The following is a 21069-nucleotide window of genomic DNA, read 5'->3' on the forward strand; positions in this document are numbered from 1 at the left end:
CGTTCATTGACCGGCGGTGGCCGAGATGTTAGACAGCGTTGAGCGTTATACGCAATGAAGGTTGCAGTACATGCAACACCGCTGATCAGGAGGGTTCATGCCAGCCGACACCGCAGCCGAGTCCCTCGCCCGGCTGGCCGCCGAGCGCGTCGACCACCGCTTCAAGGGGCTTCCGCCGGACGCCGGCGGACTGACCGTCGGGGAGCTGGCCGCCCAGCGCCGCAACCTCTTCACGGACGGGTTCACCACCCCCGTGCTCGCGCTGTCCGCCGAGCGGCTGGAGCACAACCTGAAGCTCATGGAGTCCTACGCGGCCCGGCACGGCCTGGCCTTCGCACCGCACGGCAAGACCTCCATGGCACCGCAGCTGTTCCAGCGCCAGATCGAGCACGGGGCGTGGGGCATCACCCTGGCCGTGCCCCACCAGGTGCGGGTGGCCCGGGCCTTCGGGATCCGGCGCGTGTTCCTGGCCAACGAGCTGGTCGACGTGGCGGCCCTGCGCTGGATCGCGGCCGAGCTGGACGCCGACCCGGAGTTCCGGTTCGTCTGCTACGTCGACTCGGTGCGCGGGGTGGAGGTGATGGACGCCGCGCTGCGGGAAGCGGGCGCCACGCGTTCCCTGGACGTCGTCGTGGAGCTCGCGGCCGGCGAGGGCGCCCGGACCGGTGTCCGTACGGAGGCGGAGTGCGCGGCGGTCGCGGACGCGGTGGCGGCCACGCGGACCCTGCGCCTGGCCGGCGTCGCGGGCTACGAGGGCGAGGTGCCGAAGGCCGACACCGAGCGGGTGACGGCGTGGCTGCGGCGGCTGGTGGCGCTCGCCGCCGACTTCGACGAGGCCGGGCGGTTCACCGGCCTGGACGAGATCGTGGTCAGCGCGGGCGGCAGCGCCTGGTTCGACGCGGTCGCCGGCGTCTTCGCGGACCTCCCGGAACTGTCGCTGCCGGTGCTGAAGTTGCTCCGCTCGGGCGCCTACGTCTCGCACGACGACGGCCACTACCGCAAGCTCACCCCGTTCAACCGGGTCCCCGAGGAGGGCGCCCTGGAGCCGGCGTTCCGCCTGTGGGCCCAGGTGGTGTCGCGGCCCTCCGCCGAGCAGGCCTTCGTCAACGCGGGCAAGCGGGACGCCGCCTACGACCTAGACCTGCCCTTCGCCCAGGTGGTCCGCCGCGGCGGCACCGAGCGGCCGGCCGCCGGCGTCACGGTGACCGCCCTGTCGGACCAGCACGCCTGGCTGAGCACCGCGCCGGAGGCGGACCTGGAGGTCGGCGACTGGGTGGGGCTCGGCCTGTCCCATCCGTGCACCTCGTTCGACAAGTGGCAGCTGATCCCCGTCGCCGAGGCGGACGGCACGGTCGTCGACTACGTGCGCACGTTCTTCTAGGAGGTCCAGGCCATGGAAGAGCTCGTCATCCGGGACGCCGACGTCGTCGACGGCTCCGGCGCGGACGCCTACCGCGCCGATGTCGTGGTGGACGGCGGCCGGATCGTGGAGATCGTGAAGGAGGCCGCGGCGGCGGGCTGCCAGCGGCCGGAGGCCCGCCGCGAGCTGGACGCCGAAGGGCTCGTCCTCTCCCCCGGCTTCGTCGACATGCACGCCCACAGCGACCTGGCGCTGCTGCGCGACCCCGACCACAGCGCCAAGGCCGCGCAGGGCGTCACGCTGGAGGTCATCGGCCAGGACGGCCTGTCGTACGCGCCGGTCGACGACCGCACGCTCGGCGAGGTGCGCCGCGCGATCGCCGGGTGGAACGGCCCCGGGGACGACGTCGACTTCGACTGGCGCACGGTCGGCGAGTACCTCGACCGGCTGGACCGCGGGATCGCCGTGAACGCGGCCTACCTGATCCCGCAGGGCACGGTCAGGGCACTCGCCGTCGGCTGGGAGGACCGCCCGGCCACCCCGCGGGAGCTGGACCGGATGCGGCAGGTGGTCGCCGAGGGCATGGAGCAGGGCGCCGTCGGCATGTCCTCGGGCCTGACCTACACCCCGGGCATGTACGCGCGGGACGCCGAACTGACCGAGCTGTGCCGGGTGGTGGCGTCGTACGGCGGCTACTACTGCCCGCACCACCGCTCCTACGGCGCCGGCGCGCTGGAGGCCTACCGGGAGATGGTCGCGCTGACCCGGGAGGCGGGCTGCCCGCTGCACCTGGCCCACGCCACCATGAACTTCGGCGTGAACAAGGGCCGGGCGCCCGAGCTGCTGGCCCTGCTGGACCAGGCCCTGGCGGACGGGGCGGACATCAGCCTCGACACCTACCCCTACACGCCCGGCTGCACCACCCTCGCGGCCGTCCTGCCGAGCTGGGCGAGCGAGGGCGGCCCGGAGGAGACCCTCAGGCGGCTGGCGGACGACGGCACCGCCGAGCGCATCCGCCACCACCTGGAGGTCATCGGCTCCGACGGCTGCCACGGCGTGCCCGTCGAGTGGGACACCATCGAGATCTCCGGCGTGGCCGATCCGGCCCTGGCCGACTTCGTCGGCCGGACCGTCCAGGAGTCCGCGGCGCTGCGGGGCGAGGATCCCTGGGTGACCGCGCGTCACCTGCTGCTGTCCGACCGGCTGGCGCCGACGATCCTGCAGCACGTGGGCCACGAGGAGAACGTCCGGGAGATCATGCGTCACCGGGTGCACACCGGCGGCTCGGACGGCATCCTCCAGGGCGCCAAGCCCCACCCGCGCGCCTACGGCACGTTCCCGCACTATCTCGGCCACTACGTCCGGGAGTTGGGGGTGCTGTCGCTGGAGGAGTGCGTCGCGCACCTCACCTCCCGCCCGGCGGCGCGGCTGCGCCTGCCCGACCGGGGCCTGGTCCGCGAGGGGTACGTGGCCGACCTGGTGCTGTTCGACCCGGCGACGGTGGCGGCGGGCTCCACGTTCGCCGAGCCGCGCACGCTGCCGACGGGCATCCCCCACGTCCTGGTGGGCGGCCGGTTCGTGATCGAGGACGGCCGGCGCACGGACGTGCTGGCGGGCCGGGCGATCCGCGGGACCCCTCCCGCGTGACCGCCCGGCCGGCACCCTGCCCTGGGCTCAGGGCTTGGGCAGGGTGCAGCCGCTCGCGCTCAGGTCGAGCTTGCTGTCGATGCCGATGCAGGCGGGGATGCCGTAGGTCTGCTGGGCGTAGTTGATGCCCTGGCGGACCGTCACGTCGCCGTCGGCGTCGACCTCGCACGGGTTGTTCACCGTGCAGCGCTCACCGTCCTCGTTGCCGGTGTTGTTGACGGCGACGACCCTGTTGGTGGCCTGGTCGACGACGGGCGAGCCGGAGGTGCCGCCGATGGTGGTGCAGGCGGAGGTGTAGCGGACCGAGTCCTTCCAGGTCCAGCCGCCCTCCTTGAGGGTCGGCACGAATCCGTCGATGCTGCAGCTGTAGATCCGCTTCCAGTACCCGGAGGGGATGCTGATGGCGGTGCCGGCGACCGGGTGGGCGTCGTTCAGCGTCAGCGCGTCGATGCCGTACGAGCTCTTGATGCGCCCGTAGGTGGTGGTGAGCTGGTACAGCGCGACGTCCGTGTCGGTCATCGTGCCGTAGGCGAGTTTGGCGGCGCGCAGGGTGGCGACGCGCGAGCCGGAGGCGTTGAGCAGGCTGAACGTGCGGCTGGAGGACCTGTCGACGAGCACCTGCCCGGGGGCGGGGAAACCCGACTCCAGACAGTGGCCGTTGGTCATCACCAGCGCCGGGTCGTCGCTCTCGGAGTCCGGCATGCGCACGACGGAGCCGGAGCAGTTGCTGAGCGCGACGGTGCCCGCGAAGGTCACGGCGCCGGCCGACGGCCGGGCCGGCCCGGACAGCGTCTGCCCGACGGACGCGACCACGTCCGACACGACGGACGCGGCCGGGCCCGTGTCCGCGGCCTTGCCGGCGCCCGTGGGGGCGACGCCGGCGGCGGTCGCGGGAGCCGCGCCGGCCCCGGCTATCGCCAGGGCGAGGAACGCGGCGGCGAGAGGTTTTCTCATGGGGGGTCCCCTCTTGCGACGGAGGCGGCCGGAGAACCTCCGGCCGCCCACACTGTTGTCATGTGCATTCTCATCGTCGCGAGGGGTGCGCACAAGGACCCGATCCACGACCGGAATCGAATGTTCCGCCGCAGCCCTTCCCGACCGACCCGTCGGGTCGGCTACTTCGGCCCCTCGGTCCCGCCCGGGCCGCGCCCCGGTTTCCCGCCCGGCCTGCCGGGGGCCGAGGAGGTGACCGTGGGCGCGGGCTCCGCCGGGGCGCTGGTCGCGAGGTCGCCGTTCGGCGGCACCGCGTCATCCGCGACGGACGCGGAGGGGGTCGGACTCGCGGCGCGGGACGGACCGACGGGCCCGGAGGCCGACGGCCCGCCGGACGCCGCCGGCGCATCGGCGAGCGGGTCGGCGAGCGGGACCCGGACGGTCGCCGCCGGGCCGGTGCCGGCGGGCGACGCCGCCGGGAAGTCCTCCGCCGTCGGAGCCGTGCGCCCACGCCGGCCGTCCGGCGACCCGCCGGAGGACGAACCGCTCAGGGTGAACCCGGCGACCAGGGCGATCGCCGGACGGCTCACGGCCCGCCGCCGTGGCGTGCGCCGGGCCCCGCGCCCCCCGCCCGGACGGCTCGGGGGCGGTGCGGCCGGCGACTCCCGGGTGCGCTCCGTACCGTCGAGCCCCTCGCCGGCGTGCGTGCCGCCGGCGGCACGCCTCCCGGACGAGTCGGGATCCCCGGTGCCGTATGCGTCCCGCCGTCCGTGCGCGGCGGCCGGATCCGCTTACGCCTCGTACGCAGGGCGCGCGGCTCCCTGCGGCAGATACACGGGCGGCGGCTCCAGCGGACCGCCGCCCTTCGCTCCGTCGGCGTACTCGAACCGCTCGGGCACGGCGGCGCATTCGGGGACTGAAGGTGCTGGTGGGACAGCGTGCGGCGATATCCCACCAAAGCGCCCCGTCTCACGTGGCGGAAAACACGACCCGTCAGGCATGACCGGGCCGTAAGCTCCCTGCATGCAGGTGATCCAGTCGACCAAGCTCGCCAACGTCTGTTACGAGATCCGGGGCCCGGTGCTCGAGGAGGCGATGCGGCTGGAAGCGGCCGGTCACAAGATCCTCAAGCTGAACACCGGCAATCCGGCCGCGTTCGGCTTCGAGTGCCCGCCGGAGATCCTGGAGGACATCCTCCGCAACGTCTCCTCGGCGCACGGCTACGGGGACGCCAAGGGCCTGCTGGCGGCGCGCCGGGCCGTCGTCATGCACAACCAGACCCTCGGCATCGAGACCGACGTCGAGCACGTCTTCATCGGCAACGGCGTCTCCGAGCTGATCGTGATGGCGATGCAGGGCCTGCTGGACGACGGCGACGAGGTGCTCGTCCCGGCCCCCGACTACCCGTTGTGGACGGCTGCCGTCTCCCTCTCGGGTGGCACGGCGGTCCACTACCGCTGCGACGAGCAGGCCGACTGGATGCCCGACCTGGCCGACGTCGAGCGCAAGGTCACCGACCGCACCAAGGCGATCGTCATCATCAACCCGAACAACCCGACGGGCGCGGTCTACGACGAGGCGATGATCAAGGGCCTGACCGACATCGCCCGCCGCCACAACCTGCTGGTCTGCTCCGACGAGATCTACGACAAGATCCTCTACGACGACGCCGTGCACACCCCGACCGCCAAGGTCGCCCCCGACCTGCTGACGCTCACCTTCAACGGCATGTCGAAGGCGTACCGGGTGGCCGGCTACCGGGTCGGGTGGATGTCGATCTCGGGACCGCGCGCGCACGCCGACTCCTACATCGAGGGCCTGACGATCCTGGCGAACATGCGGCTGTGCGCCAACATGCCGGGCCAGCACGGCGTGGTCGCCGCGCTCAGCGGACGCCAGACGATCAACGACCTGGTCCTGCCGGGCGGGCGGCTGCGCGAGCAGCGGGACGTGGCGTACGAGCTGCTGACCCAGATCCCGGGCGTGAGCTGCGTGAAGCCGAAGGGGGCGTTGTACCTCTTCCCGCGTCTGGACCCGGAGGTCTTCAAGATCAAGGACGACCGCCGCATGGTGCTGGACCTGCTCCGGCGCGAGAAGATCATGGTCGTGCAGGGCACGGGCTTCAACTGGCCCGAGCCGGACCACTTCCGGGTGGTGACCCTGCCGACGGCGGGGGACCTGCGTGACGCGATGGGCCGGATCGGCCACTTCCTGGACGGCTACAGCCAGCCCTGACCCCGGGCCCGTGATTCCCGGCCCCTGACCGCCGCCGCTTCCGCCGACTGCCTGCTCACCGTATGTGCGCAGGCAGTCCGGTTTTGTGAATGACTCAACTTTAGACGAAATCTAAGCTAGGATGGTTTCCTGTTGAACTCAGGAGGCCCTCCCATGTACGAACCGATCCGCACCAAGTCGGTCCACAGCACGGCTGACGGCCCCAACCCGGACTTTCCCCACCGTTCCCGTGAGGAGGAGCTGGACATCCAGCTCGCCGGGCACCTCGCCGCGCTGCTCGCCGTCACGGACGAGCTGCGCGCGAGGGAGGCGTCGGCCGACCTGGACGCCGCGGCGGAACGGCTCGCCGAGCAGGTGGGCCGCCTGCGCGGCGGCCGGGCCCCGGTGCGCGCCCCGCTGGGCGCGACCGGCCGCGAGCGCGGCGCCGCCGCCCTGCACCGCAGGGCGCACGCCCTTGCGGGCCGCGCGCTGGTCGTCGCCGCGTCCCGCGCCGACACGGCGGCCGCGATCCTGGCCGCCGAGCGCATGGACGCCCACACGGCGGCCCTGGGACCCCGCGAACTCGCGTCCCGCTGAGCCCCTTTCGGGGCTCCCCAAGACGGCCCCGGTCCGCGCGCACCCGCAGCGACGCGCGGACCGGGCGCCACGAACCCCTCCGTGAGGGCCGTCGGGTATCCGTACCCGACGGCCCTCACGCCCGTGGTGAAGCGCGCCGCGATCACCCGGCCGCCCCGGGCGTCGGCCGCCCGGATCCGCCTGCGGCCGTCGGCCCACCGGGGCCGCGTACGGCCGGGACCACGCGCGGCGGGGGACGACGAAACCGGCCGGCTCAGCCGGAGTGCCGCGCGCCGAGGGCGGTGACGACGTGACGGAGGATCACGCGGCCGTCCCCCTCCGCCGTCGCCTCCGCCCGCATCAGGACGCCCGTCTCCGGATCGACGGTGAAAGCGCACGCCAGGCTCTCGTCCGGTGCCCAGGCACTGCACGGGAAGGTGCGCAGCGGACGCACCCCGGCCCGGACGGAGGTCGCCGATACTGCCGTTATGTGCGCCAGATGGGACACGATCCTGGCCGGGGTGAGCAGTTCGGCCAGCCGGGCCGCCGACGGGCTGGTCGCGTCCGGCGCGTAGTCCCCGGTCACCGTCAGCTCCCGCCCGCCGGACGAGACCGTCCAGGACCGGGCCGACGGCTCGCCCGTGAAGGCCAGGTCCTCGTGCGGGTCGGCCTCGACGGCGACGGCGGCCCTCAGCCGGACGGGCTCGACCAGAGTCCTGGCCATCCGCGCCACCACCCGCCCCGCCGCAGCCGACGACCGCACGTCGCGGACGTGCAGGTCAACGAGCCGAGCCGAGACCAAGGGACCGCGGTCGTCGTGCAGCGCGGCGGACCGCAGAAAACCGGTGCCCGGGTCGAGCCGCACGACGAGGCCCCGGGCACCGGGCGGCAACCAGGCGTCGGCCGGGTGGGCGAACGATGGGTGCGGAACCAGGGAGAGTGCGACGTACCCCTCACCACGCTCGGCCCGCGTCACCGCCCCGATTCCCCGGATCAGCCGGGCAGGGTCGAACAGCACGGCCCACGGTTCGTCGGAGTCCTCCCCCCGGAGCCGGGCGGGTGAGACCCCGTCCAGCCGGAAGGTCCGCGTTCCCCCGGACCGCGGCGAGGCATGTCCGCCCATCGTCTCGAAGCCGAACCGTCCCCCGAGATCCGGCTCGAACTCCCGCTTCGCGAAGGCGATGTGAACCACCGCGTCCACTCGCGCGTCCTCGGCGGCCGTCGCGGCGATCCGGGACAACGCCCAGCAGGTCAGCGGGCCGTGCTCCGTGGGCGGGTCGCCCAGCCAGTGGGTGGTTGCCATGATGCCCAGGTCTCCTCGGCGCCAGACGATCGGGTCCCACTGCACGGACAGTACCGGGGCCGTGTGGGAGGCAGCCGTGCTGTTCGGCCCAGGCCTGGGGAAGGCGCCGGCTCAGGCCGAGGGTGCCGACTTGAGGGACGTGACGAAGGACGTCCAGGCCGGGGCCGTGATGGTGAGGACCGGGCCGTGGGGGACCTTGGAGTCCCGGACGGGGACGACGGAGGTGTGGGCATCGCACACTTCGAGGCAGTTGCCGCCGTCGCCGTTGCTGTGTGTGCTCTTGCGCCAGTGGGCCGTGTCGGGGAACGCTTCGGCAACCTCCAGGCAGTCGCCGCCACTTCCGTTGCTGTACGTGCTCTTGCGCCAGACGGCTGTGCTCAAGTCAATCCCGTTGCTTGCCATTTCCGCCATCCTCAGCCGCTTGCTCGATCAGGGCGAGGGACGCCTCCGGGGGCAGTGCGGCGGCCCTGAGCCGATCGTATGCCTTGCGGTACTGCTTCACGAGAGCCGGATCGTCGATGGTGTCCCCGCTGTACTGAGCCTCCGTGTAGGCCAGGGGCGGGGCGTCCGGGAAGGTCATGACCATGGCCGAGCCCAGCATCAGCGGATGCGCCCCGCAGTTCCACGGAAGGATTTGGGGAACGATCCGCCGGCGTCGCGCGAGTTCCGCGACGCGCTCCCACTGTTCGGCGCTTCGCTCCGGCGGCAAGATCGGCTGTCGCAGCAACGACTCGGGCAGGATCACCCAATACTCCGGCGTCTCGTGGCCGTCCTCGAACAGCCGCGCCCGCGCCAGCCTGGCGGTCACCTTCTCCTCTACTTCCTCGTCCGGAGCGAGTGGGTGCGTTGCCCGCACCACCGCCCGCGCATACGCCTCCGTCTGCAACAACCCCGGCACCAGCGTCGGGCACCACTCCTCGATGGACTCGGCGTGCTGCTCCGCCTCCAGCACCCGCTCGAAGTAGCTCGCATGCCCCCGCCGCTTCGCCCGTCGCACGTCCTCGCACCGCCGCCGGAAGAAGCCGTCCGTGCCCAGCACCCGGTCCACGTGCTCGGCGAGTTCCGCCGGCATCCGGCGCGTGCCCCGCTCGATCTCGCTGAGGTGGCTCGGGCCGTAGAAGCTGCCCTCGACGAGTTGCTGGAGGGTCAGGCCCGCCTCCTCCCGCTTCCAGCGCAACTCACTGCCGTAGAAGGTCGGGACGCCCGTCGAACCGTCGATGTCCTTGCGCTGACCCATCGTTCACCGTCCTTGGTGTGCCGTTACCGCGCGCTACCAGCCCCTTCACCACGCAGCCGCAGTTCGGGAGCGGGAGGCGGAAGGACTGTCACGGTACGGCGGTTGGCGTCACAGTGTGAGGAGTTCGTCACTCAGCGCACTGGAAGGTGTGAACCCCCATGCACAGCCCTGCCGAAGCGGAAGCCGACGCCTGCGTCGAGGACCTGCGTGTCGCGCTCGCCGCGCACGGCATCACCCTGCCGTCCCTCGGAGTCGATCTTCCGTCCTTCGCCTCCCGCTGCCCCACCCGGCCGCTGATCGTGCTCGGCCACTGCAATCTCCTCACCGCCAAGGCCCTGGCCGCCGCCCTGCGCAAGGGTGCGGCGTGATGCGGCCGGTGGTGACGCTCGAACTGCTCGCGACCCCCGCCGAGGTGTCCGCCGTGCGGCGGGCCCTGCGCGCGTACGGGATCGACGTGCAGCTCTGCGTGAGCGAGCTGGTCACGAACGTCATCCGGCACGTCGGGGAGGGCGTCCCCGTGACGGTACGGGTGTGGGAGGAGGAGGGCGGACACGTCCGGGTCGGGGTCACCGATCCCGATCCCCGGGCCCTGCCCGTCCTGGTCGCGGCGGCCAGGGCCGAGGCGGAATCCGGGCGCGGGCTGGCGCTGCTCGACGCGCTGGCCGTGCGGTGGGGTGTGGAGCAGGAGGCCGGTCGCAAGACGGTGTGGTGCGAGCTGCTCGTCCGCGTTCCGGGAACGCCCGAGCGCTCCGGTCGACGCAAGGCGTCGGCCGGAGCGCTCGGTCCTTCATCGGCACGTTCGTGAGCCCGCGGGGCGGGCCGCGCCGAAGCGGGCGGGAGTGGGCCTGTCGCCGCCGGGTTCCGTCGGGGCGGACGGAGGGCGGCCACGGGCCAGGTGCCCCGCACGCCGTTGTGCGGGCCCCGCCGGTCGGTCCCGCGGCCGGCCGTGACGATGTTGCTGGTCAGGGCACTGTCGGTTCCAGCCGGCCGCGGAGTTCAGGAGTGGGTTCAGCCCAGGCGCTTCACCAGCGCGCGGTACTCGTCCCACAGCTCCTTCGGCGTGTGCTCGCCGAAGGTGTTGAGGTGCTCGGGGACCAGCGCGGCCTCCTCGCGCCAGACCTCCTTGTCGACCGTGAGCAGGAACTCCAGGTCGGACTCGGCCAGTTCCAGGCCGTCGGTGTCGAGGGCCTCCTTGGTCGGCAGGACGCCGATGGGGGTCTCGACGCCGTCGGCCTTGCCGTCCAGGCGCTCCACGATCCACTTCAGGACGCGGCTGTTCTCACCGAAGCCGGGCCAGACGAACTTGCCCTCGTCGTCCTTGCGGAACCAGTTGACGTAGTAGATCTTCGGCAGCTTGGACTGGTCCTTGTCCTTGGCGACGTCGATCCAGTGGGCCATGTAGTCGCCCATGTTGTAGCCGCAGAAGGGCAGCATGGCGAAGGGGTCGCGGCGCAGCTCGCCGACCTTGCCCTCGGCGGCGGCGGTCTTCTCGGAGGCCACGTTGGCGCCGAGGAAGACGCCGTGGTTCCAGTCGAAGGACTCCGTCACCAGGGGCACGGCGGTGGCGCGGCGGCCGCCGAAGAGGATCGCCGAGATCGGCACGCCCTTGGGGTCCTCCCACTCGGGCGCGATGATCGGGCACTGCGAGGCCGGGACGGTGAAGCGGGCGTTGGGGTGGGCGGCCGGGGTACCGGACTCGGGGGTCCAGTCGTTGCCCTTCCAGTCCGTGAGGTGGGCCGGGGGCTCCTCGGTCATGCCCTCCCACCAGACGTCGCCGTCGTCCGTCAGCGCCACGTTGGTGAAGACGGCGTTGCCCCACAGGGTCTTCATCGCGTTGGCGTTGGTGTGCTCGCCGGTGCCGGGCGCGACGCCGAAGAAGCCGGCCTCGGGGTTGATGGCGTAGAGGCGGCCGTCCTCGCCGAAGCGCATCCAGGCGATGTCGTCGCCGATGGTCTCGACCGTCCAGCCGGGGATGGTCGGCTCCAGCATGGCGAGGTTGGTCTTGCCGCAGGCGCTCGGGAAGGCGGCGGCGACGTACTTGGCCTCACCGCGCGGCGGGGTCAGCTTGAGGACGAGCATGTGCTCGGCCAGCCAGCCCTCGTCACGGGCCATGACGGAGGCGATGCGCAGGGCGTAGCACTTCTTGCCGAGCAGGGCGTTGCCGCCGTAGCCCGAGCCGTAGGACCAGATCTCGCGGTCCTCGGGGAAGTGCGAGATGTACTTGGTCCGGTTGCACGGCCACGGCACGTCCTCCTGGCCGGGCTCCAGCGGGGCGCCCAGGGTGTGCACGGCCTTGACGAAGAAGCCGTCGGAGCCGAGCTCGTCGAGGACGGCCTGGCCCATGCGCGTCATCGTGCGCATGGAGACGGCGACGTAGGCCGAGTCGGTGATCTCGACGCCGAGCGCGGACAGCGGCGAGCCGAGCGGACCCATGCAGAAGGGCACGACGTACATGGTGCGGCCGCGCATCGAGCCGCGGAACAGGCCGCCCTCGCCCTCGGAGCCCTGGAAGATCTCCCGCATCTCGGCGGGGGCCTTCCAGTGGTTGGTGGGGCCCGCGTCCTCTTCCTTCTCGGAGCAGATGAAGGTCCGGTCCTCGACGCGGGCGACGTCGGTCGGGTCGGAGGCGGCGTAGTAGGAGTGGGGGCGCTTGATCGGGTCGAGTTTCCGGAAGGTGCCCTTCTGGACGAGCTCCTCGCACAGTCGCTCGTACTCGGCCTCGGATCCGTCACACCAGACCACGTTGTCCGGCTGCGTCAGTTCGGCGATCTCGTTGACCCACGAGATCAGTCCCTGATGGGTGGTGGGGACGGTGGGAGCCGCGATGTCGCGCGCCACGATTGCTCCTAGATGAGGGATTTGTGTCGTTGTGGAGGCCCCGTGGGGGCTGCGACCCGGATGCTTGTCGATGACTTGGCGCTCATCCGGTGCCGACCGCACTCATTTGATCATCCGACGTGAGCGCCCATCTGTCCAGAGGAGCGCACAGGTGAGCAACGTGAGGATCGCCACGGTTTCTCGCGCACGCTTTGCGTGCACGTTGCGTTCACCTGACCGTCCGTTTGCGTGACCACCGCACCGGGCGGGGTGAGACGGACCACTGGTGACCGGCGAAAAGACCCGGCTGATGGGCCACTTACGGTTCCGTAGCTACCATTTCTCCATGACTGCGTTCGCCCCCGACGCGCCCACGGACACGCCGGACGACGGCAGCGGTCCGCAGGCGCTCCACTTGCCGCACCCGGTGAAGCCCAAGCTCCGCGGCTGGCTCCACCTGGGCATGTTCCCGGCCGCCCTCGTCGCGGGCCTCGTCCTGACCGCGCTCGCCGACTCGACCAGGGGACGCATCGCCTGCGGGATCTACGCACTGACGGCGTGCCTGCTGTTCGGCGTCAGCGCGCTGTACCACCGGGGCGACTGGAGCCCCCGCATGGACGGCGTCCTGCGCCGGCTGGACCACGCCAACATCTTCCTGATCATCGCGGGCACCTACACGCCGCTGGCCATGCTGCTTCTGCCCGGTGCCCAGGGTGAGTGGCTGCTGTGGGGCATCTGGGCGGCGGCGGTGGCCGGCATCCTCTTCCGCGTCTTCTGGGTCGGGGCCCCGCGCTGGCTCTACACGCCGTGCTACATCGCCATGGGCTGGGCGGCCGTCTTCTACCTGCCCGACTTCATGCGCACCGGCGGCGTCGCCGTCCTCGTGCTGATCGTCATCGGCGGTGTGCTCTACAGCGCGGGCGGTGTCGTCTACGGCATCAAGCGGCCCAACCCGTCCCCGCGCTGGTTCGGCTTCCACGAGGTGTTCCACTCCTTCACCCTCGCGGCCTTCATCGCGCACTACGTGGGCATCTCCCTGGTCGCCTACCAGCACGGATGACCGTCCCGGCGGGGGGACGCGCCGCGGGCCGGTGCCCGAGAGCGAGGTACGTGACGGCCGTACGCACCACCCCCGCCGACCGCCCCCGGCCGGGGCCGCGGGAGCGGAGGAGCCGAGCGCGCCGAGGTGTCCCCGTCGAGGGTCTCCCGCGCTTCCCCGCCGAGGAGGACATCGTCGTCGCCGACGAGTGGGACGCGGTGACGGCGGAGCCGCGGGCCCGTCCGCGGGACGAGCCGTGAGCGGACGCCCTGCGGCACGGGGTGCGCACGGCCCTCGACCTCGGCCTCGCCGGGGAGCCCGAGGTGACCCGGTTGCCGGATGACGGAGAGCATGGCCGGCACCGGGCACCTGCTGCGCCGAGACCGGTCAACCGGGACGACGTCCGCCGGCTCGTCGACCGCGCCCCGGACGTCGTGGAGCGCGGCCTGCCGACCGGAAAACCCTCGGGCCGCCGCCCGCCCCCGTGACATCCTGACCGGGTGAACGGTCCCGAGATCCACGTCGAGTTCGCCCCCGAACTGCACGTCTTCGTCCCCCGTGCCCGCAAGGACGGCATCGTGCGGGCCGCCACCGACGGCGTCTCCAGCCTCGGCCACGTCGTCGAGTCGCTGGGCGTGCCGCTGACCGAGGTGGGCGTCCTGCTGGCCGGGGGCCGCGAGGTGCCGGTCTCGCACGTGCCGGTCGCCGGGGAGTCGGTCGCGGTACGGGCCGTCACCCGTCCGCAGAACGTGCCGGGGGCTCCCCTGCGCTTCCTCCTCGACGTCCACCTCGGCACGCTGGCCCGCCGGCTGCGGCTGCTCGGCGTGGACACGGCCTACGAGTCGACCGACATCGGCGACCCGGCACTGGCCGCCCGGTCCGCCGCCGAGCAGCGGGTGATGCTGAGCCGCGACCGGGGGCTGCTGCGCCGGCGCGAGCTGTGGGCGGGGGCGTTCGTGTACAGCACCCGGCCCGAGGAGCAGCTCGACGACGTCCTGGACCGGTTCCGTCCCGGGCTGCACCCCTGGACGCGCTGCACCGCCTGCAACGGTCTGCTGCGCAAGGCGACCAAGGAGGAGGTCGCCGATCAGCTCGAACACGGCACGCAGGCGACGTACGACGTGTTCGCGCGGTGCGGTGCGTGCGGGCGGGCCTACTGGAAGGGCGCGCATCACGAGCAGTTGGAGGCCATCGTCGAGCGGGCGACGGCGCGCTTCGGTCCGAGCGCCGTCGAGGGTTGAGCGCCACGGGGGACCGCGCGACCGTCGTGGCCGGTCGCGCGGTCCCCCGCGCCCCTGACGGGACGCACCCCCCTCAGCGCTCGCCCAGGTCCTGCTTGCCGCAGGCGACGCCGTCCCCGTCCCTGTCCAGGCCCAGGGGGTCGTCCTTGCCGTTGATCTTCAGACGGCCGTAGTCGTTCTTCTCGAGCCACGCGCAGCGGGCCGCCGTCGTCTTCCCCACCTCCGCCGGGAAGTCGGTCGGCACGCAGACGTTGATCGAGCCGTAGTGGCGGTCGCAGCCGGAGATCGTGGGGCTGACCTTCTGCGCGGTGCGCTTCCTGCCCGGGCCCGTCACCTCGCCCCCGGGCGCGGCCGCGAAGTCGTGGACGTGGGCCGAGGCGTCCGTCGCCTTCAGGGCCTGCGGGCCCTGCAGGTGCACCCACTTCGCCACGGACGGCACGCCGTTGGCGTCGACCGCGAAGAGCATGTACCAGCCGGGCGGCGCCAGGTCGGGGTTGCTCGTCACGTTCAGGTCGACGTTGTCGCCGTCGACGGACAGCGGCAGGTCCACGAACCGCTGGTTCGGGTCGGAGGAGTGCGTGACGGCGGCCGGGCGGATCAGCTCGGCCTTGGCGATGGGCCGGTCGACGGTGATGCGCTGGGTGTCGCCGTAGGTCCACTCGGTGTCGATGACCGACGTGATCTGCGGGCGCGGGCCCTTGAACAGGTAGGGCGGGCTGTAGACCGACACGTCGTGGTTCCAGGAGCCGTTGCCCGGGTTGTCGCCGGTGGTCATCACGCGGCCGTCGGGCAGCAGGAACGCCGAGGAATGGTAGCCGCGCGCCTCGGGGTCGACGGCCACCGGGTCGAAGGTCTCCGTCGCCGGGTCGAAGATCGACGTCTCGTAGACCGGGTCGGCGCGGTTGTGCAGGGCGCCGCCCGTCTCCAGCACCTTGCCGTCGGGCAGGAGCACGGCGGAGACGTACATCTTGCCCTGGTCGCCGGTCTGCGGGACGGGCCCGTCGCCCAGGTCGACCGTGCCCTGCGGGATCGGCGGCCCGGCCACGTACGACGGGTTCGGCTGCTTGAGGTCGATGATGTCGGTCAGGCGGTTGGCCTCGGGGTTGGAGTCGATGTTGCCCCCGCCGAGGGTGAGGACCCTCTGGTCCTGCGCCGGGGGCAGCAGCACGCTGGCCGACTGGTCGCGCTCGTCCTTCTTCCGCAGGCCCGGGACCTGCGTGATCGTGTTGGCGCCGTAGTCGTAGATCGCCGAGCCGGTGCCGGGGATGTTGTTGCCGAAGACGTGGCTGCCGGAGTAGAAGAGGCGGCCGTCCTGCATGAGGATCATCGACGGGTACAGGCCCCAGTACGACCAGGTCTGGTTGACCTTCCACAGCGGCTGCCACCGCTGCTCGGCCTCGGAGAACAGCTCGGCGGCGACCGAGCCGGTGGAGTCCTCGCGCAGGCCGCCGAAGGAGATGACGTCGCCGTTGCCGAGGATCGTGGCCGACGGGTACCAGTGGCCGTCGTTCATGTCGTTGGTCCTGCTGTAGGTCTCGGTCTCCGGGTCGAAGACGTACGAGTCCTTGTAGCCCTGGTAGCCGATCCGGCCGTCCGCCGTCGGGTAGCCCTTGTTGCCGGACATGACCAGCACGCGGCCGTCCTGGAGCTGGACGTGCCCGGCGCAGAACATGTCCTTCGGCGTGGGGACGATCTTGTAGGAGCCGTTCGCCGGGTCGTAGACGGCCGAGGTGAAGGTGCCCGCCTCGAACATCGACTCGTCGTTGCCGGAGCCGGCGATCAGCAGCACCTTGCCGTTGTGCAGGACCACGGAGTGCATGGAGCGGACCGGGTTCCGCGTGGGCAGCACGTCCCACCTGCCGTTGGCGCACTGCTCGGCGGTGCCCGTGCAGTCCGGCGGCGGGACGGGTTCGGCGACCTGGTCCATCGTGTGGTCGTCCGTGGTGGCGGAGCCGGTGCCGTAGACCGAGACGCCCCAGGAGATGCGGTCGGTCCCGGCCGGGACCTCGGGGGTGCGGACCGTCGCCTCGGTCCAGTCGCCCGCCAGGTCCAGCGTCTTCAGGTCGGTCCAGTACTGCCAGCCGGCCGTGGTGTCGTGCCGGAACAGCGTGATCGCGGCGTCGGGCGTCGTCGTCTTGTACCAGAGACCGAGGTCGTACTGCTCGCCCGGCGTCACCACCGGCGCGCACGCGGCGGACTCGGTGATCAGGGCCTTGCGGTCGCCGTCGACGCGGCGGGTCAGCTCGACCTTCATGGCCTTGGAGCCGGTGTGCGCGTCGGCGGTGGTGGTGAAGGCGAAGTCGTTGTCGCCCCAGCCGGACTTCTCCCAGCAGTACGGCATGTCACCGCTCCCGGCGGTCTCGAAGCCGGGGTTCTTGATCAGGTTGGCGGCGGAGGCGGTCTGGGGTGCGGTCAGCAGCAGGCCCGAGGTGAGGCCCGCCACGGACAGCAGTGCGGTCGTTCTGCGACGGAGGTTCACGCGGCTCTCCTTGCGGTGCGGCCGTCGCGCGCGGGCTTCTCACGCCCCCGGCGCGGCAGGTAGACCAGCGCTTCGGTCGCCGCGAAGCGCAGGACGAACGTCGTCACCAGCGCGAGCGCGGTGGCGGACAGCACGCCCAGGTGCAGCCGGTGCACGAACAGGGCGATCAGCGGGATGCGCAAGCCCAGGTCGGCGTTGGCGAGCAGCGCGAACCGCCCGGCCCGGTCCCACCAGCGCCGGTGCCGGCGCCGCTCGCGGAACAGCAGGTGCTCGATGAGCAGGAAGTTCCAGGCGACACCGAGCTGGTTGGCGAGGATCTCCGCCGGTACGTAGTGCATACCGAGCGAGGTCAGCGCCCACAGGCCGAGCAGGTTCGGCAGGAACCCGGTCAGTCCGATCAGGCCGAAGCCCACCATCCGCGCGGCCGGTGAGGCGGCGCGCAGCCCGGCCAGGTGGCGGAGGAAACGCAGGCCCTCCTGTGCGGTCGACTTCGACTCCCCCGCGAACCGGTCCTGGAAGACGAACGGCACCTCGGTGACCGTGCGGGGGCGGCTGCGCACGGCGAGTTCGAGGAGGATCTTGTAGCCGAGCGGCTGGAGGACCTCGGCGGTGACCGCGCTGCGGCGGATCGCGAAGAAGCCGCTCATCGGATCGCTGATGCCGTGCAGCCGCCGCGGGAACAGCGCCTTGGTCAGCCAGGTCGCCCCGCGCGAGACGGCGATGCGGTAGCCGCCCGCGAGCCCGGCGCGGCTGCCGCCCTTGCTGTACCGGGAGGCCACCACCAGTCCCGCGTTGGCCCGTTCGCCGGTGGCGACCAGGTCGGGCACGAGGGACGGCGGATGCTGGCAGTCGCCGTCCATGACGACGATCCAGTCGGACGTGGCCGCCTTCAGCCCTTCGACGACCGCGCCCCCGAGCCCGCCGGCCGGTTCCTCGCGGTGCAGCACCGTCACCGGGAACGGGCAGTCCTGCGCCGCCTCCTCGATGACCGCGGGCGTGTCGTCGGTGGAGTCGTCGACGAACACCACCTCGCAGGGCAGCCGGGCCGGCACCGACTCGGTGATCAGGCGCAGCAACCGCCGTACGTTCGCCGACTCGTTGAACGTCGGGACGACGATGGTGACGGCGCCCGGTTCGGGGACCTCGGCCGTCTCGACGACCTCACGGGGGGCGGTGTACTCCTGGCTCATCGCGCGCCTCCGGCGGACGTGTGGATGCGGCGGATCTCGATGCGGTCCTCGCCGGTGCCGAAGGTGGCGACCGGGTCCGAGTGCTCCATGGCGGCCCTGACGTTGGGCAGGTCGGCCGCGTCCCGCCGCACGGTGGGTGAGGCGACCACGTAGTCCAGGTCCTTCCAGCCGCGCGGCATCGTCTTCGTCACCGCCGGGTCGAGGTCGGCCTTGTAGAACCAGATGACGCCGAGCCCGGGCCGGTAGCCCTGGTGCACCAGGTCCAGCCAGAGGGCGTCGTCGACCAGCACGCGCGTGCGCCGCGGGTTCTCGACCTCGGTGGCCAGCCACTTCGAGGCGGCCTCGTAGGGGGCGTTGGCGTCGGTGGTGACGGCCGTGTGCGCGCCGTCGTACCAGCGGGGCACGACGTAGGCGCCGGCGGCCAGGGCGAGGACGGTGGCGAGCGCGTAGCGGCCCACGCTGACGTGGCGTTTCTCCGCCTCGGAGCGACGTCGCCTGAGGACCGCGTGGGCGACGGAGGCGGTTCCACCGGCCAGGACCAGGGCGAGGAAGGGCAGGGCCTGGATGACGTACATCGCGGGCAGGTAGCCGTTGGGGCGCAGGGCGAGCGCGGCGAGGATCGCGACGGCCAGGGCCGGTCCGGCCAGGGCGCGGGCGGTGACCGACCAGCGCCAGGTGACCAGGAGCAGCAGGGCGCCGGCGAGGCCGCCGAGGGGCAGGATCCTGTCGTAGTACAGCCACGACCGGAGCACGCCCCAGGAGCCCGAGCCCCGGTCGAGGATGAAGCCGGAACCGGGCCGGGTCATCTGGTACCTGACGCCGTCCCAGAGGGAGACGTGCCCGGCGCCCGGCAGCAACTCGCCCTTGAGCAGGGCGAACAGCGGGTAGGAGAAGCCGATCAGCGCGCAGGCCGTCACGGCGCCGGTGAGGGCGAACTTCCGGGTGTCGCGGTGGCTGTGCCGCCACATGGTGAGGAACAGGGCCGGCAGGACGACGAGCATCGTCTCCTTGGTCAGCACGGCCGTGGCCGCCGCGATGCCCGCGCCGAAGTGGTGCCACAGGTGGCGGCTCGGGGAGGCGGCCAGGGTGAACGCCAGCAGCGTCCACATCACCGCCAGGTTGTCGAGGAAGATCTCGCGCTGGAGCACCACCGACAGCGGTGACAGGCCGAACAGCGCCATCCCCAGCCCGGCCGCCCAGCGGGGCAGGGCCAGCCGGCGGCCCAGCACGTAGACCAGGACCGCGCTGATGCCGCTGATCACCAGCATCGCGGCCCGCATGGTGCCCACCGTCATCGACTCGGGGCTGATCAGGGCGGGGATCCAGGTCAGCACGGCGAGCTGGATCCAGCCCAGCGGCGGGTGGTCGTACCAGTAGGTGTAGTGGGCCAGGCCGTTGCCCTGCTGCACCGACCAGGCCTGGGCGAGGTAGGTCCCCTCGTCGTCGCTGAGGGCCGGGTAGTCGGCGATGTTCCAGCCCTGCACGACGAGGATCGCCAGGAGCAGCACGCCGCACAGGAGCAGGTCGGGCCGTGAGGAGCGCAGCCGGCGCGGCGGCTCGGGACGACGGTGGGTACCGGTGCCGGGCACGGGCCGGCGCTGCGCGGGGACCCTCGCAGTGGCCGCCGCGGGAAGGGTGGAGGTCACGCCGGAACGTCCTCTCGGGTCGCGTCCTGCCGGGTCACGGCCGTCTCGTCGAGGTGCGCCCCGACATGGCTGGTCAGCTCCCAGTCGTTGCGGCCGCGCTGCTCGCGCCAGACCGCGCGCAGGGCCGCACCGGCGAGCAGGACCTGGTAGAAGGGCCCGCCCAGGACCAGCTTCAGGTAGTGCACGAACCGCACGCGCAGCCCGTACTGCCTGCCGAAGTCGTGCAGTCCGACGATCTCGAAGACGAAGGTCACCAGGGCGGTGACGGCCGGCAGGAAGGTGATGAAGGCGATGCCGACGGGCACGTCGAGGAAGAGCGCGATCGCCACGTTGAGCGGGATGATCAGGCCCGTGAAGGCCTGCATGAACGGCGTCATCAGGGTGTAGCGGGCCAGGAGGCGCTGTCCGAGGGTGGGCAGCTGCTTCCAGTCCTTCTTCCGGTACACCTGGAGGAAGCCCTGGTTCCAGCGGGTGCGCTGCTTCAGCAGCGACATCAGCGAACCCGGGGTCTCCTCGCGGGTCACCATGTCGGAGTCGTAGGCGACGACGACCTTTTTGCCGACGCTGGACAGGCGCACCCCCAGGTCGCAGTCCTCGGCGAGGCAGTCCGGGTCCCAGCCGTCCGCCTGCCGCAGGACGTGGGTGCGGACGAACACCGTGTTGCCGCCGAGCGGAATGAAACCTTTCTGCGCGTGCAGGTGGAGCCGCGAGCGGAACCAGAAGAAGTACTCCAGGCAGTTGCGCAGGCTGTACCAGCTGGAGTGGAAGTTGATGAGCTGGACCCCGCCCTGCACGACGTCGGCGCCGGTGGTGCGGAAGGCGTGGTCGACGTGCGCGAGGAGCTCGGGATGGACCTGGTCCTCCGCGTCGAACACGCCGACGACGTCGCCGCGGCAGTGCGGCAGCGCCGTGTTCATGGCCTTCGGCTTGTTCTTCTTCTCGTGGGTGTCGACGACGACCCGGACCCGCGGGTCGCGCGCGGCGGCCCGCTCGGCCACGGCGGTGGTCTCTGGGTCGTCGTGCCCGACGATCACGATGATCTCGAAGTCGGTGTGGCTCGACTCCAGCAGCCGCTGGATCGTGTGGTCGAGCACCGCCTGTTCGTGCCGTGCGGGCAGCAGCAGCGAGAACGAGACGTGCTCGTCCCCGTCCGGGCTGCTGAACCGCGTGGAGGCGAGCACCTCCGGCGTGCGCCAGGCGTGCATCTGCCACCACAGGGTGAACGCGGCCATCCAGAACAGTGCCAGTGAAACGGCAGCGATGAAGACAGACGTCAGCAAGCAGATCCCCCCAGATCCCTGAGCCCCCGTCGTGACGGCGTGCCGATGCGGCCCTCTCCCGTCACGTCACCGTGCAGAGATTAGGGGGGAACTGTGAAGCCCGGGGG

General features: G+C 71.9%; 19 protein-coding genes. 9 read left to right on the plus strand and 10 right to left on the minus strand.

Annotation, left to right across the window (positions count from 1 at the left end; all coding sequences use genetic code 11):
- Positions 1 to 97 precede the first annotated feature (97 nt).
- Together Q5694_RS11055 and Q5694_RS11060 are read left to right on the plus strand one after the other, a co-directional pair.
- A complete protein-coding gene (locus Q5694_RS11055; RefSeq protein WP_333932458.1) occupies positions 98 to 1381 on the plus strand; it encodes an amino acid deaminase in 1284 nt (427 codons plus the stop codon).
- Between the two features lie 12 nt (positions 1382 to 1393).
- Positions 1394 to 3007 carry an N-acyl-D-amino-acid deacylase family protein gene (locus Q5694_RS11060; protein ID WP_333932459.1) on the plus strand — a complete coding sequence of 538 codons (1614 nt, stop codon included), beginning with the start codon at positions 1394 to 1396 and terminating at the stop codon, positions 3005 to 3007.
- Positions 3008 to 3034: 27 nt separating this feature from the next.
- Here Q5694_RS11060 and Q5694_RS11065 read toward each other — a convergent pair whose 3' ends face one another.
- Positions 3035 to 3961, minus strand: a complete 927-nt coding sequence (locus tag Q5694_RS11065) for a S1 family peptidase (RefSeq protein WP_333932460.1) — start codon at positions 3959 to 3961, stop codon at positions 3035 to 3037.
- A 161-nt stretch (positions 3962 to 4122) separates the two neighbouring features.
- Complete coding sequence (locus Q5694_RS11070; RefSeq protein WP_333932461.1) at positions 4123 to 4530, minus strand: hypothetical protein; 408 nt, start codon at positions 4528 to 4530, stop codon at positions 4123 to 4125.
- A gap of 433 nt (positions 4531 to 4963) precedes the next feature.
- On the opposite strand from Q5694_RS11070, the gene Q5694_RS11075 reads away from it, so the two are divergent.
- Positions 4964 to 6175, plus strand: coding sequence for a pyridoxal phosphate-dependent aminotransferase (locus tag Q5694_RS11075; protein ID WP_333932462.1), 1212 nt, complete (start codon positions 4964 to 4966; stop codon positions 6173 to 6175).
- A 153-nt stretch (positions 6176 to 6328) separates the two neighbouring features.
- Positions 6329 to 6751, plus strand: coding sequence for an SCO4983 family protein (locus Q5694_RS11080; RefSeq protein ID WP_333932463.1), 423 nt, complete (start codon positions 6329 to 6331; stop codon positions 6749 to 6751).
- A 253-nt stretch (positions 6752 to 7004) separates the two neighbouring features.
- Here Q5694_RS11080 and Q5694_RS11085 read toward each other — a convergent pair whose 3' ends face one another.
- From Q5694_RS11085 to Q5694_RS11095, 3 genes are all read right to left on the minus strand, one after another.
- A complete protein-coding gene (locus Q5694_RS11085) occupies positions 7005 to 8033 on the minus strand; it encodes a hypothetical protein (protein ID WP_333932464.1) in 1029 nt (342 codons plus the stop codon).
- Positions 8034 to 8144: 111 nt separating this feature from the next.
- Complete coding sequence (locus Q5694_RS11090; protein WP_333932465.1) at positions 8145 to 8435, minus strand: DUF397 domain-containing protein; 291 nt, start codon at positions 8433 to 8435, stop codon at positions 8145 to 8147.
- Entirely contained in the window at positions 8416 to 9270 is an 855-nt protein-coding gene (locus tag Q5694_RS11095; RefSeq protein WP_333932467.1) for a helix-turn-helix domain-containing protein, read from the minus strand. Before Q5694_RS11095 ends, Q5694_RS11090 begins: the two co-directional genes overlap by 20 nt.
- Positions 9271 to 9428: 158 nt before the next feature.
- Here Q5694_RS11095 and Q5694_RS11100 point away from each other — a divergent pair, with 158 nt between their 5' ends.
- Together Q5694_RS11100 and Q5694_RS11105 are read left to right on the plus strand one after the other, a co-directional pair.
- Positions 9429 to 9638: a hypothetical protein gene (locus Q5694_RS11100; protein ID WP_333932468.1), complete on the plus strand. Its 210-nt coding sequence runs from the start codon at positions 9429 to 9431 to the stop codon at positions 9636 to 9638.
- On the plus strand, positions 9638 to 10075 hold the full coding sequence (locus Q5694_RS11105; protein ID WP_333932927.1) for an ATP-binding protein: 438 nt from the start codon (positions 9638 to 9640) through the stop codon (positions 10073 to 10075). Before Q5694_RS11100 ends, Q5694_RS11105 begins: the two co-directional genes overlap by 1 nt.
- 203 nt (positions 10076 to 10278) lie before the next feature.
- Here Q5694_RS11105 and Q5694_RS11110 read toward each other — a convergent pair whose 3' ends face one another.
- Positions 10279 to 12108: a phosphoenolpyruvate carboxykinase (GTP) gene (locus tag Q5694_RS11110; RefSeq protein ID WP_333932469.1), complete on the minus strand. Its 1830-nt coding sequence runs from the start codon at positions 12106 to 12108 to the stop codon at positions 10279 to 10281.
- A 325-nt stretch (positions 12109 to 12433) separates the two neighbouring features.
- Here Q5694_RS11110 and trhA point away from each other — a divergent pair, with 325 nt between their 5' ends.
- The 3 genes from trhA (at position 12434) to Q5694_RS11125 (ending at position 14367) form a co-directional block, all read left to right on the plus strand.
- Positions 12434 to 13147 carry a PAQR family membrane homeostasis protein TrhA gene (gene trhA / locus Q5694_RS11115; RefSeq protein WP_333932470.1) on the plus strand — a complete coding sequence of 238 codons (714 nt, stop codon included), beginning with the start codon at positions 12434 to 12436 and terminating at the stop codon, positions 13145 to 13147.
- Positions 13148 to 13197: 50 nt separating this feature from the next.
- Entirely contained in the window at positions 13198 to 13386 is a 189-nt protein-coding gene (locus Q5694_RS11120; RefSeq protein WP_333932471.1) for a hypothetical protein, read from the plus strand.
- Between the two features lie 240 nt (positions 13387 to 13626).
- Positions 13627 to 14367, plus strand: coding sequence for a Mut7-C RNAse domain-containing protein (locus Q5694_RS11125; protein ID WP_333932472.1), 741 nt, complete (start codon positions 13627 to 13629; stop codon positions 14365 to 14367).
- 73 nt (positions 14368 to 14440) lie between these two features.
- On the opposite strand, the gene Q5694_RS11130 is transcribed toward Q5694_RS11125, so the two are convergent.
- From Q5694_RS11130 to Q5694_RS11145, 4 genes are read right to left on the minus strand one after another with little or no spacing between them, the layout of a single operon-like run.
- Positions 14441 to 16846, minus strand: coding sequence for a galactose oxidase-like domain-containing protein (locus tag Q5694_RS11130; RefSeq protein ID WP_333932474.1), 2406 nt, complete (start codon positions 16844 to 16846; stop codon positions 14441 to 14443).
- The gene (locus tag Q5694_RS11135; RefSeq protein WP_333932475.1) at positions 16843 to 18036 is read right to left on the minus strand and encodes a glycosyltransferase family 2 protein; all 1194 of its coding nucleotides are present in this window, start codon (positions 18034 to 18036) and stop codon (positions 16843 to 16845) included. The genes Q5694_RS11130 and Q5694_RS11135 overlap by 4 nt, the downstream gene beginning before the upstream one ends.
- Positions 18033 to 19682: an ArnT family glycosyltransferase gene (locus tag Q5694_RS11140; protein ID WP_333932476.1), complete on the minus strand. Its 1650-nt coding sequence runs from the start codon at positions 19680 to 19682 to the stop codon at positions 18033 to 18035. The genes Q5694_RS11135 and Q5694_RS11140 overlap by 4 nt, the downstream gene beginning before the upstream one ends.
- Positions 19679 to 20962, minus strand: coding sequence for a glycosyltransferase (locus Q5694_RS11145; RefSeq protein ID WP_333932477.1), 1284 nt, complete (start codon positions 20960 to 20962; stop codon positions 19679 to 19681). The genes Q5694_RS11140 and Q5694_RS11145 overlap by 4 nt, the downstream gene beginning before the upstream one ends.
- Positions 20963 to 21069: the final 107 nt, after the last annotated feature.

Source organism: Streptomyces sp. AHA2, from assembly GCF_036857595.1.
Taxonomy (GTDB): domain Bacteria; phylum Actinomycetota; class Actinomycetes; order Streptomycetales; family Streptomycetaceae; genus Streptomyces.